Source organism: Neisseria sp. P0013.S005 (genome assembly GCF_051958425.1).
GTDB lineage: Bacteria > Pseudomonadota > Gammaproteobacteria > Burkholderiales > Neisseriaceae > Neisseria > Neisseria subflava.
Map to the genome: position 1 here is coordinate 1 of NZ_JBQCVL010000017.1, position 16,232 is coordinate 16,232.

Annotated in this window: 11 protein-coding genes, 1 tRNA gene and 2 pseudogenes; all 14 read right to left on the reverse strand. The window is 46.2% G+C overall.

The window, feature by feature from the left end; all coding sequences use genetic code 11:
- Nucleotides 1-161 precede the first annotated feature (161 nt).
- On the reverse strand, nt 162-2,267 hold the full coding sequence (gene fusA, locus ACTHTA_RS10570) for an elongation factor G (RefSeq protein ID WP_063076706.1): 2,106 nt from the start codon (nt 2,265-2,267) through the stop codon (nt 162-164).
- 18 nt (nt 2,268-2,285) lie between these two features.
- Nucleotides 2,286-2,756 (reverse strand): 30S ribosomal protein S7, encoded by a 471-nt coding sequence (gene rpsG, locus ACTHTA_RS10575; protein WP_002240962.1) that lies wholly within the window; start codon nt 2,754-2,756, stop codon nt 2,286-2,288.
- 117 nt (nt 2,757-2,873) lie between these two features.
- Nucleotides 2,874-3,245: a 30S ribosomal protein S12 gene (gene rpsL / locus ACTHTA_RS10580; RefSeq protein ID WP_002218431.1), complete on the reverse strand. Its 372-nt coding sequence runs from the start codon at nt 3,243-3,245 to the stop codon at nt 2,874-2,876.
- 295 nt (nt 3,246-3,540) lie between these two features.
- Nucleotides 3,541-3,813: pseudogene (locus tag ACTHTA_RS10585) on the reverse strand (transposase); the annotation flags it as partial.
- A 230-nt stretch (nt 3,814-4,043) separates the two neighbouring features.
- Complete coding sequence (gene rpoC / locus ACTHTA_RS10590) at nt 4,044-8,219, reverse strand: DNA-directed RNA polymerase subunit beta' (protein WP_440364497.1); 4,176 nt, start codon at nt 8,217-8,219, stop codon at nt 4,044-4,046.
- Between the two features lie 156 nt (nt 8,220-8,375).
- Complete coding sequence (rpoB, locus tag ACTHTA_RS10595) at nt 8,376-12,554, reverse strand: DNA-directed RNA polymerase subunit beta (RefSeq protein ID WP_070748493.1); 4,179 nt, start codon at nt 12,552-12,554, stop codon at nt 8,376-8,378.
- Nucleotides 12,555-12,743: 189 nt separating this feature from the next.
- Nucleotides 12,744-13,115 carry a 50S ribosomal protein L7/L12 gene (gene rplL, locus ACTHTA_RS10600; RefSeq protein WP_003677916.1) on the reverse strand — a complete coding sequence of 124 codons (372 nt, stop codon included), beginning with the start codon at nt 13,113-13,115 and terminating at the stop codon, nt 12,744-12,746.
- 57 nt (nt 13,116-13,172) lie between these two features.
- Nucleotides 13,173-13,673 (reverse strand): 50S ribosomal protein L10, encoded by a 501-nt coding sequence (gene rplJ, locus ACTHTA_RS10605; RefSeq protein WP_003680699.1) that lies wholly within the window; start codon nt 13,671-13,673, stop codon nt 13,173-13,175.
- 223 nt (nt 13,674-13,896) lie between these two features.
- Complete coding sequence (gene rplA, locus ACTHTA_RS10610; RefSeq protein WP_003677918.1) at nt 13,897-14,592, reverse strand: 50S ribosomal protein L1; 696 nt, start codon at nt 14,590-14,592, stop codon at nt 13,897-13,899.
- On the reverse strand, nt 14,592-15,026 hold the full coding sequence (rplK, locus tag ACTHTA_RS10615) for a 50S ribosomal protein L11 (protein ID WP_002220151.1): 435 nt from the start codon (nt 15,024-15,026) through the stop codon (nt 14,592-14,594). The genes rplA and rplK overlap by 1 nt, the downstream gene beginning before the upstream one ends.
- Before the next feature lie 104 nt (nt 15,027-15,130).
- Nucleotides 15,131-15,664 (reverse strand): transcription termination/antitermination protein NusG, encoded by a 534-nt coding sequence (gene nusG / locus ACTHTA_RS10620; RefSeq protein WP_003680697.1) that lies wholly within the window; start codon nt 15,662-15,664, stop codon nt 15,131-15,133.
- Between the two features lie 2 nt (nt 15,665-15,666).
- Nucleotides 15,667-15,942, reverse strand: a complete 276-nt coding sequence (secE, locus tag ACTHTA_RS10625; RefSeq protein ID WP_003686268.1) for a preprotein translocase subunit SecE — start codon at nt 15,940-15,942, stop codon at nt 15,667-15,669.
- 131 nt (nt 15,943-16,073) lie between these two features.
- A tRNA-Trp gene (locus ACTHTA_RS10630) sits at nt 16,074-16,149 on the reverse strand.
- Nucleotides 16,150-16,155: 6 nt separating this feature from the next.
- A pseudogene (locus tag ACTHTA_RS10635) lies at nt 16,156-16,232 on the reverse strand (hypothetical protein); the annotation flags it as partial.

The following is a 16,232-nucleotide window of genomic DNA, read 5'->3' on the forward strand; positions in this document are numbered from 1 at the left end:
TTTTACCATGGTCAACGTGACCGATGGTGCCAACGTTTACGTGCGGTTTGCTACGTTCAAATTTTTCCTTAGCCATGAGCTAATTCCTTTACATATAAAGATCGATTAAAGAACAATGGCCGTCTGAAAATTTATTTTCAGTTTCAGACGGCCTTTTCTGATTAGCCTTTGCGGGCTTCAGTTACAGCAGCAGCTACGTGAGCAGGAGCTTCAGCGTATTTTTTGAACTCCATGGAGTAAGTAGCGCGGCCTTGGGTTGCAGAACGCAGGTCGGTTGAGTAACCGAACATTTCTGCCAGAGGTACTTCGGCGCGAACTTTCTTACCGCCGATACCGTCATCATCCATACCCAATACAACGCCACGACGACGGTTCAAGTCGCCCATTACGTCACCCATGTATTCTTCAGGTGTTTCCACCTCAACTGCCATGATTGGCTCCAACAGAGCTGGATTGGCTTTACGCATACCTTCTTTAAAGGCTTGAGAAGCTGCCAATTCAAAGGCCAGTTGTGAAGAGTCAACATCATGCGAAGAACCGAAGATCAAACGTACGCGTACGTCAACTACTGGGTAGCCTGCAACGATACCGTTAGGCAGGGTGTCACGGATACCTTTATCGACAGAAGGAATGAATTCGCGAGGAATCACACCACCTTTAATTTCGTCGATAAATTCGTAACCTGCACCACCCGGCTCCATAGGTTCCATTTTGATCACAACGTGACCGTATTGACCTTTACCACCAGATTGTTTGGCATGTTTGTATTCAGCTTCAACTTCTTTGCGGATGGTTTCACGGTAAGCCACTTGAGGCGCACCGATGTTTGCTTCCACGCCGAATTCGCGTTTCATACGGTCAACAATAATTTCCAAGTGCAGCTCACCCATACCAGAAATAATGGTTTGACCGGACTCTTCGTCTGTACGAACGCGGAAAGAAGGGTCTTCTTTCGCCAGACGGTTCAGGGCGATACCCATTTTCTCTTGGTCGGCTTTGGTTTTCGGCTCAACGGCAATATGGATTACCGGCTCAGGGAATTCCATGCGTTCCAAGATGATAGGTGCGCTTTCTGCACACAAGGTCTCACCAGTAGTAACGTCTTTCAGACCGATAGCGGCTGCGATGTCGCCAGCGCGTACTTCTTCAATTTCAGTACGGTCTGCAGCAGTCATTTGCACCAAGCGACCGATACGTTCACGAGTGCCTTTCACAGAGTTCAATACGGTATCACCGGACTTCACGACACCGGAGTAAACGCGGATGAAAGTCAGCTGACCAACGTATTTGTCGTTCAACATTTTGAACGCCAATGCAGAGAATTTCTCTTCGTCGCTGGCTTGACGGCTGTCGGCTTCTTCAGTGTTAGGGTTAACACCTTGAACCGGAGGAATATCGGTAGGAGCAGGCAGCAATTCTACTACTGCGTCCAACATACGTTGAACACCTTTGTTTTTAAATGCAGAACCGCACAACATTGGTTGGATTTCACCTGCCAAAGTACGTTGACGCAATGCGCCTACGATTTCTTCTTCGGTCAGCTCTTCACCACCCAAGTATTTATCCATCAATTCTTCGCTGGCTTCTGCTGCAGCTTCAATCATGTTTTGACGCCATTCTTCAGCAGTTTCAACCAACTCAGCAGGAATATCGCCATAGGTAAAGGTCGTGCCTTTGTCAGCTTCGTTCCAGATGATAGATTTCATTTTCAGCAGGTCAACAACACCACTGAAGCTATCTTCTGCACCAACTGGGATTACGATAGGTACAGGGTTTGCGCGCAAACGGGTTTTCATTTGCTCGACAACGCGGAAGAAGTTGGCACCTTGACGGTCCATTTTGTTTACAAATGCCAAGCGAGGAACTTGGTATTTGTTAGCTTGACGCCATACGGTTTCGGATTGAGGTTGAACACCACCTACTGCACAGTAAACCATTACTGCACCGTCCAATACACGCATAGAACGCTCTACCTCTACGGTAAAGTCAACGTGTCCTGGGGTATCAATGATGTTGAAACGGTGTTCAGGGAACTGTTTCGCCATACCGGACCAATAAGAAGTCACAGCAGCAGAAGTAATGGTAATACCACGTTCTTGCTCTTGTTCCATGTAGTCGGTAGTTGCTGCGCCGTCATGCACCTCACCCAACTTGTGAGTCAAACCTGTATAGAACAGAATACGTTCTGTTGTGGTTGTTTTACCCGCGTCAATATGGGCAGAAATACCAATATTGCGATACAGGCTGATAGGGGTCTTACGAGCCATTTTATTAGCCTTTCGATATTAGAAACGGAAGTGAGAGAATGCTTTGTTAGCTTCAGCCATACGGTGTACTTCTTCACGTTTTTTCAACGCACCACCACGACCTTCAGCCGCATCAATCAATTCGCCTGCCAAACGCAGGTCCATGGATTTCTCACCACGTTTACGGGCCGCATCGCGAACCCAGCGCATTGCCAAAGCCAGACGACGTGAAGGACGAACTTCAACAGGAACTTGGTAGTTTGCACCACCTACACGGCGGCTTTTCACTTCCACGATAGGTTTGGCGTTTGCAATGGCTTCGTTAAATACTTCGATTGCTACTTTGCCGGTTTTTTTCTCAATTTGTTCCAGTGCACCGTAAACGATACGTTCTGCAACAGATTTTTTACCGTCAATCATCAATACGTTCATGAATTTAGTCAGCTCAACGCTGCCGAATTTAGGATCTGGCAGTACGTCACGCTTAGGGACTTCTCTACGTCTTGGCATTTTAATTTCCTTTAATCTATTCAGTTGGGTCAATTCCCATGAATACCCAATTGAGTATTCACTTACTCGGCCGTTGTTCAGCTTAGGCGGCCGACGTGCCTATTTGAGTCCCGATAATTATTTAGGACGCTTAGCACCGTATTTAGAACGGGCTTGTTTACGGTCTTTAACACCTGCAGTATCCAAAGAACCGCGTACAGTGTGGTAACGTACACCTGGCAAGTCTTTTACACGACCGCCGCGAATCAATACGACGCTGTGCTCTTGCAGGTTGTGACCTTCACCGCCGATGTATGAAATTACTTCAAAACCGTTGGTCAGGCGAACTTTACATACTTTACGCAATGCAGAGTTAGGTTTTTTAGGGGTAGTTGTGTATACACGGGTGCACACGCCACGTTTTTGCGGGCAAGCTTCCAGTGCAGGCACTTTGTTTACGTACACAGGCTTTTGACGGCCTTTGCGTACCAATTGGTTAATAGTTGGCATATTTTCTCGTCCTGTTGAGTTAAATACTTGCCGACACCATGTCGACAAGATTGGAATTATATTTTTATTGTAAGGGTTTAGTCAAGCAAATGACTGATAAAGTTTGGTGTTTTCCAATTTATGTCTAAATTTTGGAAACAAAGGCCGAGACCTTTGCAAAATTCCTTTTTCCCCGACAGCTGAAATCCAAACAAAGATTTTCGGCTGTTTTTGTTTCAAATATCCACTGATTCTACTCAAATACCCCCCCTTAATCCCCCTTGGATACCTGATAATCAGGCATCCGGACCGCCTTTTAGGCGCAAACAGGCTCACTTAGCCTGTTGGCCGCTTTCAACAGGTTCAAACACATCGCCTTCAGATGGCTTTGCGCACTCACTTTGCTCAGTCCGAAGTAGGCTGCCCGGGCGTAGCGGAATTTACGGTGCAGCGTTCCAAAGCTTTGTTCGACCACATAACGGGTTTTCGACAAATACCGGTTACGTTTGGTTTGCGCTTCCGTCGGCGGACGGTTACGCTGGGCTTTGCGCATAATGCCGTCTAACAACTGATGCTCTTTCAGATGTTGTGGGAATTTAGGGGATTTTGGGGGGATTTTGCAAAGGTCTCAGGCCGTCTGAAAGATTCAGACGGCCTTTGTCATTTTAAATAAGTCCGTAATTTGGCTCTCTACTTATTTTTCTCCATTGCTTTCCTTATTTATTTAGACGGCCTTAATCTCTACCCTCTTTTAAACCCTCTAAAAAATAAAACCGCAAGACTGGCTTGCGGTTTTATTTTCACAATAATCCCGAGTGATTATTCGTCTGAAGCTTCGGTTTCAGAAGTTTCTTGATCAGCTTGCTGCCATTGTTGATGGCGACTGCGGTGGTAGGTCAAACCTGTACCGGCAGGAATCAAACGACCGACAATCACGTTCTCTTTCAAACCGCGCAGCTCGTCTTGTTTACCCATAATAGCAGCCTCTGTCAAGACGCGGGTTGTTTCTTGGAACGATGCCGCAGAAATGAAGCTGTCTGTAGACAAAGAGGCTTTGGTAATACCCAGCAACACGTTTTCGTAACGTGCCGGCTCTTTGTCTTCAGCCATGGCTTTTTCATTGGCAAGCATCACATCGCCACGCTCAACTTGCTCACCAGTAATGAACTCTGTATCACCGGAATCAACAATGTTCACTCGACGCAGCATTTGACGGATGATGACTTCGATGTGTTTATCGGAAATCTTCACACCTTGCAGGCGGTAAACCTCTTGCACCTCTTGAACAATGTAGCGAGCCAATGCTTCGATACCTTGCAGACGCAGAATGTCGTGTGGGTCTACGGCACCGTCTACGATGGTTTCACCGCGGTTTACCACTTGACCGTCGTGTACCAAAATCTGTTTCTCTTTAGAAATCAGGGTTTCGTATGCTACACCGTCTACGTCGGTAATAATCAGACGCTGTTTACCTTTGGTTTCTTTACCGAAGGAAACAGTACCTGTAATTTCTGCCAACATACCTGCATCTTTCGGCACGCGTGCTTCAAACAATTCGGCTACGCGTGGCAGACCACCGGTAATATCGCGGGTTTTAGAAGACGCTTGTGGAATACGCGCCAATACATCACCCTTACCGACTTCCTGACCTTCACGGATGGTAATCACCGTACCGACCGGGAATGCCATAGAAACAGGGGTAGTGGTACCTGGGATGCAAATTTCCAGACCGTTTTCATCCAACAGTTTGACAGTTGGACGCAACAGTTTAGAAGCACTAGAGGAACGACGTTTACCGTCAATCACCACCAGAGTAGACAAACCGGTTACATCATCAGTTTGTTTCGCAACGGTAACACCCTCTTCCACGTTCTCGAATTTCACCATACCTGCGTGTTCGGTGATCATCGGACGGGTATGCGGATCCCAAGTTGCCAAGGTTTGACCGGCTTTAATGGCTTCGCCGTCTTGTACCAGCAGGATTGCACCGTAAGGTACTTTGTGACGTTCACGTTCGCGACCGATATCGTCATGAATCACTACTTCACAAGAACGGCCGATGACAACCAACTCGCCTTTGTTGTTGGCAACGTAACGCATTTGGCTGCTGAAACGCGCTGTACCGTTGGATTTGGCTTCTACTTGGCTGGCTGCCGCCGCACGAGATGCCGCACCACCGATGTGGAACGTACGCATGGTCAGCTGAGTACCTGGCTCACCAATGGATTGTGCAGCAATCACACCAACTGCCTCACCGGCATTAACCAGTTTACCGCGTGCCAAGTCGCGACCATAGCAGTGTGCACACAGGCCATGACGGGTTTTACAAGTAATCGGCGTACGGACTTTGACTTCATCGACACCGGATTGGTCGATCATATCTACCAGTTTCTCGGTCAACAACGTACCGGCTTCAACCAAAGTCTCTCCAGTCGAAGGATCGACAACATCAGAAGCAGTAACGCGGCCCAAAATACGCTCACGCAAAGCTTCAATTACGTCACCGCCTTGTACCACTGCCTTCATCACAAAGCCGTCTGAAGTACCGCAATCGTCTTCAACAACCACCAAGTCTTGGGTTACGTCTACCAAACGACGGGTCAGGTAACCGGAGTTTGCAGTTTTCAATGCGGTATCCGCCAAACCCTTACGCGCACCGTGGGTCGCAATAAAGTATTGCAATACGGTCAGGCCTTCGCGGAAGTTAGAGGTAATAGGCGTTTCAATAATGGAGCCGTCAGGTTTCGCCATCAAACCACGCATACCGGACAACTGTTTAATCTGAGCCGCAGAACCACGGGCACCAGAGTCGGCCATCATGTAAATAGAGTTGAAGGACTCTTGGTCAACTTCGTTGCCGTCACGGTCGATAACTTTTTGTTTGGACAGGTTGTCCATCATCGCTTTAGCAATCTTATCGCCGGCACGACCCCAGATATCGACCACTTTGTTGTAACGTTCGCCGTTGGTTACCAAACCTTGACGGTATTGGTCTTCAATTTCTTTAACTTCGGCATTAGCCTCAGCCAGCAAGGCTGCTTTTTCTTTCGGAATTTCCATATCGTCAACCGCAATGGAAATACCGCCTTTTGCCGCAAAACCGAAACCGGTATACATCAGGTGGTCGGCGAAAATAACTGTTTCACGCAGACCGCACAGACGGAATGATGCGTTAATCAGTTTAGAAATTTCTTTTTTCTTCAGTGCTTTGTTGATGTACTCGAATGGCAGGCCTTTAGGCAAGATTTCGCTCAACAATGCACGGCCGACGGTTGTTTCGTAACGGTTAACGACAGGCTCAAACTCACCTGCTTCGTTTTTCACCCATTCACGCAGACGTACGGTAATTTTCGTACCCAGCTCAACCTGTTTGGTATGGTATGCACGATGCACTTCTTTCACATCGGCAAACAGGCTGCCTTCGCCTTTGGCATTGATGCGGTCGCGGGTCATATAGTACAGACCCAATACAATATCCTGAGAAGGTACGATGATTGGTTCGCCGTTGGCTGGAGACAATACGTTGTTTGAAGCCAGCATCAGCGTGCGTGCTTCCATTTGTGCTTCCAAGCTCAATGGAACGTGTACAGCCATTTGGTCACCGTCAAAGTCGGCGTTAAATGCAGCACACACCAATGGGTGCAACTGAATCGCTTTACCTTCGATCAGGATAGGTTCGAACGCTTGAATACCCAAACGGTGCAGAGTTGGCGCACGGTTCAGCATAATCGGATGTTCGCGGATGACTTCTTCCAAGATATCCCATACTTCAGGTACTTCTTGTTCAACCAATTTTTTCGCAGCTTTAACGGTAGAAGCCAAACCTTGTTTTTCCAATTTGTGGAAGATGAATGGTTTGAACAGTTCCAAAGCCATTTTTTTCGGCAGACCACATTGGTGCAGACGCAGGTATGGGCCTACGGTAATCACGGAACGACCGGAGTAGTCCACACGTTTACCCAGAAGGTTTTGACGGAAGCGGCCGCCTTTACCTTTAATCATGTCAGCCAATGATTTCAGCGGACGTTTGTTAGCGCCGGTCATCGCTTTACCGCGACGGCCGTTATCCAACAGAGAGTCAACTGCTTCTTGCAACATACGTTTTTCGTTACGAACGATGATGTCAGGCGCATGCAGTTCCAACAGACGTTTCAGACGGTTGTTACGGTTGATAACGCGACGGTACAAGTCGTTCAAATCGGAAGTGGCAAAACGACCGCCATCCAATGGAACCAACGGACGCAAATCAGGTGGCAATACCGGCAGCACATCCATAATCATCCATTCCAGCTTCATACCGGAACGATGGAAGGCTTCCAATACTTTCAAACGTTTAGCAATTTTTTTGATTTTGGTGTCAGAACCGGTAGATTCCAGCTCTTGACGCAGGATTTCGATTTCGCCGGTAATATCCAAGGTACGCAGCAATTCGCGGATACCTTCTGCACCCATTTTGGCATCGAAGTCGTCGCCGTATTCGTCCAGTTTGTTGTAGTAATCGTCTTCAGTCAGCAATTGACGACGTTGCAACGGAGTCATGCCGGGATCGGTTACCACAAATGCTTCAAAGTACAATACGCGCTCGATGTCGCGCAAAGTCATGTCCAGTACCATACCCAAGCGAGAAGGCAGGGATTTCAAGAACCAAATGTGGGCAACTGGTGCAGCCAATTCAATGTGGCCCATGCGTTCGCGGCGTACTTTGGACAGAGTCACTTCTACGCCACATTTTTCACAGGTTACGCCTTTAAATTTCAAGCGTTTGTATTTACCGCACAAACATTCATAGTCTTTGACCGGACCAAAGATTTTGGCGCAGAACAAACCGTCGCGCTCAGGTTTGAACGTACGGTAGTTGATGGTTTCAGGTTTTTTAACTTCGCCATAAGACCATGAGCGGATGGTTTCGGGAGAGGCAATACCGATTTTGATGGCATCAAACTCTTCTTCCATGCCGGCAGTTTGCAACGGATTAAATAAGTTCAACAAATTCATTTTTGCTCCTTGAAGGAAGTATTTTTACCGCATGGCGGATTTTCGATATTGGGAAACGGTACTTTTGATTTCAGACGACCTAAATGCCGATTGCTTCATTCTTATTCTGAAACCACTTTTTCAGACGACCTTAAAAGGCCGTCTGAAAACTTCTGTTTAGTAACGTTCCAAATCGATATCCAAGCCCAGTGAGCGAATCTCTTTAACCAATACGTTGAAGGATTCAGGCATACCGGCATCGATTTTGTGTTCGCCTTTGACGATGTTCTCGTACATTTTGGTACGGCCGTTCACGTCGTCAGACTTCACAGTCAGCATCTCTTGCAGCGTGTATGCCGCACCGTATGCTTCCAATGCCCAAACCTCCATCTCACCGAAACGTTGGCCACCGAACTGAGCTTTACCGCCCAGAGGCTGCTGGGTAACCAGACTGTATGGACCGGTAGAACGGGCGTGCATTTTTTCGTCAACCAAGTGGTGCAGTTTCAGATAGTGCATCACACCGACTGTAACCTTGCGGTCAAATGCTTCACCTGAACGGCCGTCATACAGCGTGATTTGAGTTTTACTGTCATTGAAGCCCAGTTTCTCAACCTCAGGATCTTCGCTTGGGTAAGCCAAGTTCAACATTTCGCGGATTTCAGACTCTTTCGCACCGTCGAATACAGGAGAAGCGAAAGATGCACCTTTACGCAGGTTGGAAGCCAACTCGATGATTTCTTCATCTGTCAGGCTGTCCAAATCTTCTTTCTTGCCGCTACCGTTGTAGAGCTTGTTCAAGAATTCACGCAGCTCGCTGGCTTTGCGTTGCTCTTTCAGCATGCGGTCGATGCGTTCGCCGATACCTTTTGCCGCCCAACCCAAGTGAACTTCCAGAATCTGACCGATGTTCATACGGGAAGGTACGCCCAATGGGTTCAGTACGATGTCTACCGGACGGCCGTCAGCCATATAAGGCATGTCTTCCACCGGCAGAATGCGTGATACCACACCTTTGTTACCGTGGCGACCCGCCATTTTGTCACCGGCTTGCAGACGGCGTTTGATGGCGATAAATACTTTCACCATTTTTTGTACGCCCGGTTGCAGCTCGTCGCCTTGGGTCAGTTTTTTCTTTTTGATCTCATACAACTCATCCGCTTCTTCGCGTTTTTGTTGCAGGCTCAATTTAATCAGTTCCAACTGTTTGGCCAAATCTTCATCAGCCAGACGGATGTCAAACCAATCATGTTTGCTGGACAGGCTTGCCAAATATTCGGTAGTGATTTCGCTGCCTTTAGCCAGCTTCATCGGACCACCATTGGCTTTTTGACCAACAATCATACGCTCGATACGGTCGAATGCGTCATTATCGAAAATACGCAATTGATCGCCCAAATCTTGACGGTAACGTTTCAATTCAGAATCAATAATGGATTGAGCACGTTTGTCGCGTTGAATACCTTCACGAGTGAAGACTTGAACGTCGATAACCGTACCGCTCATGCCGGTAGGCATACGCAATGAAGTATCTTTTACGTCAGATGCTTTTTCACCGAAGATAGCACGCAGCAGTTTTTCTTCAGGAGTCAGTTGGGTTTCGCCTTTAGGTGTTACTTTACCTACCAAGACGTCACCGGCTTCTACTTCTGCACCGATATATACGATACCGGATTCATCCAAACGGTTTTGCATACGCTCAGACAAGTTCGGAATATCGCGGGTAATGTCTTCCGCACCCAATTTAGTGTCACGTGCAACAACGTTCAGCTCTTCAATGTGAATCGAAGTGTAACGATCGTCCGCAGCCACTTTTTCTGAAATCAGAATCGAGTCTTCGTAGTTGTAGCCGTTCCATGGCATGAAGGCAATGGTCATGTTTTGACCCAAAGCCAACTCACCCAAGTCGGTAGATGCACCATCGGCCACCAAGTCACCACGTTGCAACACATCGCCTGCTTTTACAGCCGGACGTTGGTTGATGTTGGTAGATTGGTTGGAACGGGTAAATTTAACCAAGTTGTAAATATCGACACCTACTTCACCGGCAGTCGCTTCATCATCATGAACACGAACTACAACGCGGTTGGCATCTACATACTCAACCACACCACCACGGCGGGCAACGATTGCAGTTGCAGAGTCAACGGCAACAGAGCGCTCGATACCGGTACCTACCATTGGTTTTTCAGGACGCAGGCACGGTACGGCCTGACGTTGCATGTTGGCACCCATCAACGCACGGTTCGCGTCATCATGTTCCAAGAATGGAATCAGAGATGCTGCAACGGATACCACTTGACCGGTTGCCACGTCCATATATTGAACACGGTCAGGCGTTGCCATAATGGTTTCGCCTTTTTCACGACAAGTAACCAAGTCGCCAATCAAATTACCGTCTTTGTCCAAATCAGCATTCGCCTGTGCAATCACATAGCGGCCTTCTTCAATGGCAGACAAGTAATCGATTTCCTCAGTTACTTTGCCGTCGATAACGCGGCGGTAAGGAGTTTCCAAGAAACCATAATCATTGGTACGCGCATAAACGGACAATGAGTTGATCAAACCAATGTTTGGACCTTCAGGTGTTTCAATAGGACATACACGGCCGTAGTGGGTCGGATGTACGTCTCGCACCTCAAAGCCCGCACGTTCGCGAGTCAAACCACCAGGGCCCAATGCAGATACACGGCGTTTATGGGTTACTTCAGACAATGGGTTAGTCTGATCCATAAATTGGCTCAATTGGCTGGAGCCAAAGAATTCTTTAATCGCGGCAGAAACAGGTTTTGCATTGATCAAGTCATGCGGCATCAAGTTCTCAGATTCTGCTTGGTTCAAACGCTCTTTAACTGCACGTTCCACGCGAGCCAAACCGCTGCGGAATTGGTTTTCAGTCAACTCACCTACCGAACGCACACGACGGTTGCCCAAGTGGTCAATATCGTCCACTTCGCCATGACCGTTACGTAATTCAACCAAAGTAGCAATTGAGGCAACAATATCTTCGACGCTCAGAACATAACCGCCTTTTTCGGCGGCGCCTGCGGAAGTTTCATTCAACAAACGACCATACCAAGACTGCTGTTGTACTTCAGACAATTTTTGTTCATAAGTCCGCGTATTGAATTTCATACGGCCTACGCGAGACAAATCGTAACTGTCTTCACTGAAGAACAAGCGGTTAAACAATTGCTCGACTGCCTCTTCGGTAGGCGGTTCGCCCGGGCGCATCATGCGGTAAATCGCAACACGTGCTGCTTGCTGATCAGCAGTCTCATCAGTACGCAGAGTGCTGGAGATGTAGCCGCCTTGATCCAATTCATTGATATAAAGGGTCGTAATTTCTTTTACGCCATGGATATCAAGCTTGGCCAACAGTTCTTCTGTAATTTCATCGTTAGCAGAAGCCAATACTTCGCCGGTTTCCGGATCAATCAGGTCAGCAGCCAATGCTTTGCCTATCAGGCTTTCTGGCTCCACATCCAAACGAGTCAAGCCTGCATTGGTAATATCACGGATATTTTTCGCAGTAATGCGTTTACCTTTAGCAACCAGTACATTGCCTTCTTTATCCAAGATATCAACTTTGGCAGTTTCACCTTTCAGACGGCCTGCAATCAGATCAGTTTGAACACCGTTTGAAGACAAATAGAAAGTTTCTTTGTCGTAGAAAATATCCAAGATTTGCTCATTATTGTAGCCCAAAGCTTTCAACAAAATCGTAACCGGCATTTTACGGCGACGGTCGATACGGAAATACAACAAATCTTTTGGATCAAATTCAAAATCCAACCATGAACCACGGTAAGGAATAATACGAGCAGAGAACAACAGCTTACCGGAAGAATGTGTTTTACCACGGTCATGCTCAAAGAACACGCCTGGAGAACGGTGCAGCTGGGAAACAATCACACGCTCAGTACCATTGATGACAAAAGAGCCACTTGGCGTCATCAATGGGATTTCACCCATATACACTTCGTTTTCACGAACTTCTTTTACAGTCGGCTTAGATGCTTCTTTATCCAAAATCACTAAACGGATACGGGCACGCAATGGAGCCGCGTAAGTAATGCCGCGCAATTGACATTCAGGAATATCGAATAAAGGCTCGCCCAATGTGTAATGCACAAACTCCAAGCGCGCATAACCGTTATGGCTCACAATCGGGAAAATAGAATTAAATGCTGCTTGCAGACCATCATCAGTGCGTTGGTCAAAAGCATTTTCCAGCTGTAAAAATTTCGCATAAGAATCAATTTGGGTTGCCAGCAGGAAAGGAACATCTAAGACATTCTCTCGCTTTGCAAAACTCTTACGGATACGTTTTTTCTCGGTAAACGAATAGCTCATATACACTCCGAAAAGCAATTTTAAATAATAGGCCGTCTGAAGCAACGGTATGCATCAACCTGATATTTACATTTATTTGCAATGATTTTAGAAAGACTATGCAAATAAATGTAAACAATGCCTGATGCTTATTTCAAGAAGCAAAATAAGGCTGGCAGAAAACTGCCAGCCTTCATAGGAAGCATCAAATTATTTGATTTCGACTTTAGCGCCGGCTTCTTCCAATTGTTTTTGGATGTCTTCAGCTTCAGCTTTAGAAACACCTTCTTTCAGAGTTTTAGGTGCACCGTCAACGATGTCTTTAGCTTCTTTCAGACCCAGGCCAGTGATAGCGCGGACAACTTTAATCACGCCAACTTTTTGATCACCGGCAGAAGCCAATACTACGTCGAATTCAGTTTTTTCTTCAGCAGCAGCTGCACCAGCACCTGCAGGGCCTGCAACTGCAACTGCAGCAGCAGAAACGCCAAATTTTTCTTCAAAAGCTTTAACCAAGTCGTTCAATTCCATTACGGTCAAAGAACCAACGGCTTCCAAAATGTCTTCTTTAGTAATAGCCATGCTATTTATACTCCAAATATTGTATTAAAAATAATTGATTAAATGAAACAAAATCGATTAAGCGGCTTCTTCGCCAGCTTTTTTCTCTGCCAAAGCAGCCAAACCACGTGCAAAGCCTGATACAGGAGCTTGCATAACGAACAACAGTTTGGACAACAGCTCTTCGCGGCTTGGAATAGAAGCCAACTCAGCAACCTGAGCAGGATTCATCACTTCGCCATTGTAAGAACCGGCTTTAACGATAATTTTGTCATCTTTTTTCGCGAATTGGTGCAGCACTTTAGCAGCAGCAACAGCATCTTCAGAAGCAGCGTAAACCAATGGACCAACCATTTGATCGGCCAAACCTGCGAATGAAGTACCCTCTACTGCGCGACGAGCCAGAGTATTTTTCAGAACGCGCAAGTAAACGCCTTCTTTACGTGCATTCGCACGAAGCTCAGTCATGCTGGAAACACTGATACCGCGATATTCAGCGACTACGAGAGTTTGAGCGTTAGCAATTGCTGCGCTAATTTCCTCTACGGCCACTTTCTTGGTTTCAATATTGAGACTCAAGGTCTACCTCCCACTGTTTATAAACAGGATACCGAAATGATATCCCACCAGCGCGGTAACCTAAAAAGACATCTTACAAGCAATCTTGCAATGTGTTTCAGGACTACCGTCTGCGTAGGGCAGTTACGATTAAATCTTACGATCCCTACGGTCTTGGACATCTACTTAATTTTAAGTAGCCCAAATTCAGGCAATCCAGAAAACCGGATCACCTGAAAATTTCTTAGTTATTCACGCTTGCAGTATCAACGCGAACACCCAAACCCATAGTGCTGGATACAGCAACTTTTTTCAGGTACTGACCTTTAGCAGCAGCAGGTTTAGCTTTAACGATAGCATCCAGCAACGCATTGAAGTTTTCTTTCAAGTCAGCTTCAGCGAAAGAAGCACGACCGATAGTTGCATGAACGATACCGGCTTTATCTGTACGGTATTGTACTTGACCTGCTTTTGCATTTTTAACTGCTTCAGCAACGTTAGGAGTAACAGTACCTACTTTAGGGTTTGGCATCAGACCACGAGGACCCAAGATGGTACCCAATTGACCAACGATACGCATTGCATCAGGAGAAGCAATAACAACGTCAAAGTTCAGGTTACCAGCTTTGATTTCAGCGGCCAGATCTTCAAAACCGACAATATCTGCACCAGCTTCTTTAGCAGCATCTGCATTTGCACCTTGAGTAAACACAGCTACGCGAGTTGTTTTACCGGTACCTTTAGGCAGAACGACTGAACCACGAATAACTTGGTCAGATTTACGAGGATCAACGCCCAGATTGAAAGATACGTCAACAGACTCATCAAATTTAGCAGTAGCAGCTTTTTTAACCAAAGCAATTGCTTCATCGATTGCGTACAATTTGTTAGCTTCAACAGAAGAGCGCAGAGCTTTCAAGCGTTTAGATACTTTAGCCATTATACAACACCCTCCACATCCAAGCCCATTGAGCGAGCAGAGCCGGCGATAGTACGGACAGCAGCATCCAAGTCAGCAGCAGTCAAATCAGGCTCTTTAGTTTTAGCAATTTCTTCCAACTGAGCGCGGGTCAATTTACCCACTTTGTTAGTCAGAGGATTAGAACTACCTTTTTGCAGACCAGCAGCTTTTTTCAACAAGATAGAAGCTGGTGGAGTTTTCATCACAAAAGTGAATGATTTATCTGCAAATGCAGTGATCACGACTGGAATTGGTAACCCAGGTTCCATACCTTGGGTTGCAGCATTAAATGCTTTACAGAATTCCATGATGTTCAAACCACGTTGACCCAAAGCAGGACCAACTGGGGGAGATGGATTGGCTTTACCTGCAGGAATTTGCAGTTTGATGTAGCCGATAATTTTCTTTGCCATTTAAGGACTCCTAAAAACGGGTATAACGCGGAACCATTCCGCTTCCCAAACAGAATTTGCGATTATATCCGCTTAAAAAAAAAATTTCAAGCGAATTAAACCACTTAAATCTTTTCAACCTGACCGAACTCTAATTCAACCGGTGTTTCACGACCAAAAATCTGAACTGAAACACGCAATCTATTACGCTCGTAGTTAACTTCATCAACAATTCCATTGAAATCAGCAAATGGACCTTCATTCACACGAACCTGCTGACCAACCTCAAATTCAACTTTTGGTTTTGGCTTCTCAACACCTGTTTTGGCTTGTTGCAAAATAGCATCTGCATCTTTTTGAGAAATTGGGATTGGACGATTTCCGCTACCACCTACAAAACCATTTACTCGAGGGGTGCTCTTAACCAAGTGCCATGAATCATCGGTCATTTCCATTTCAACCAACACATAGCCTGGATAGAATTTACGCTCACTGATGGTTTTTCGGCCATTCTTGATATCTACCACTTCCTCTACAGGAACGAGAATCTGACCGAAATATTCTTCCATGTTTTCACGAGCAATGCGCTCTTTCAATGTTTTTTGAACATTTTTCTCGAAACCGGAATAGGCCTGTACCACATACCAACGCTTTGACATCTTTACCCTTTCCTATTTAATAAAACATCAAAAAACAACCATGAAATAATTGTATCTGCCGCATAAATGAAAGCTGCTAAAACTGCGACGAAGATAATCACGAATACAGTCATTTTGACCGCTTCATCGCGACTCGGCCAAACTACCTTCTTGAACTCAGTCCAAGAGCTCTTAAAATATGCAAACAGACCTTCTTTCTTTTTAGGAGCCGGCTTATTACTTACCACAACTTCCTTTTTCTGATGGTCTTCTTTGCGTCCAGACGGATGTTCTGTCATCTTTACTCACTTATCAATACCCCACCCGCCTTCATTTTAGATAGTGGCATTGATCCATTAATTAATTCCAAATAATCTTAAAACTTAAGTACAAAAAAATTAACCGGCACAAGGCCGGTTAATTTTTTATTTGGCAGGCCAAGAGGGTCTCGAACCCCCAACCCTCGGTTTTGGAGACCGATACTCTACCAATTGAGCTATTGGCCTCTAAACTTAAGCGATTACAGAAGAAACCACACCCGCACCTACGGTACGACCACCTTCGCGAATCGCAAAGCGCAGACCTTCTT

Coding starts and splice junctions, on each gene's coding strand:
- fusA (WP_063076706.1), bottom strand. CDS start 2,267: ATGGCTCGTAAGACCCCTATCAGCCTGTATCGCAATATTGGTATTTCT.
- rpsG (WP_002240962.1), bottom strand. CDS start 2,756: ATGCCAAGACGTAGAGAAGTCCCTAAGCGTGACGTACTGCCAGATCCT.
- rpsL (WP_002218431.1), bottom strand. CDS start 3,245: ATGCCAACTATTAACCAATTGGTACGCAAAGGCCGTCAAAAGCCTGTG.
- rpoC (WP_440364497.1), bottom strand. CDS start 8,219: ATGAATTTGTTGAACTTATTTAATCCGTTGCAAACTGCCGGCATGGAA.
- rpoB (WP_070748493.1), bottom strand. CDS start 12,554: ATGAGCTATTCGTTTACCGAGAAAAAACGTATCCGTAAGAGTTTTGCA.
- rplL (WP_003677916.1), bottom strand. CDS start 13,115: ATGGCTATTACTAAAGAAGACATTTTGGAAGCCGTTGGTTCTTTGACC.
- rplA (WP_003677918.1), bottom strand. CDS start 14,592: ATGGCTAAAGTATCTAAACGCTTGAAAGCTCTGCGCTCTTCTGTTGAA.
- rplK (WP_002220151.1), bottom strand. CDS start 15,026: ATGGCAAAGAAAATTATCGGCTACATCAAACTGCAAATTCCTGCAGGT.
- nusG (WP_003680697.1), bottom strand. CDS start 15,664: ATGTCAAAGCGTTGGTATGTGGTACAGGCCTATTCCGGTTTCGAGAAA.
- secE (WP_003686268.1), bottom strand. CDS start 15,942: ATGACAGAACATCCGTCTGGACGCAAAGAAGACCATCAGAAAAAGGAA.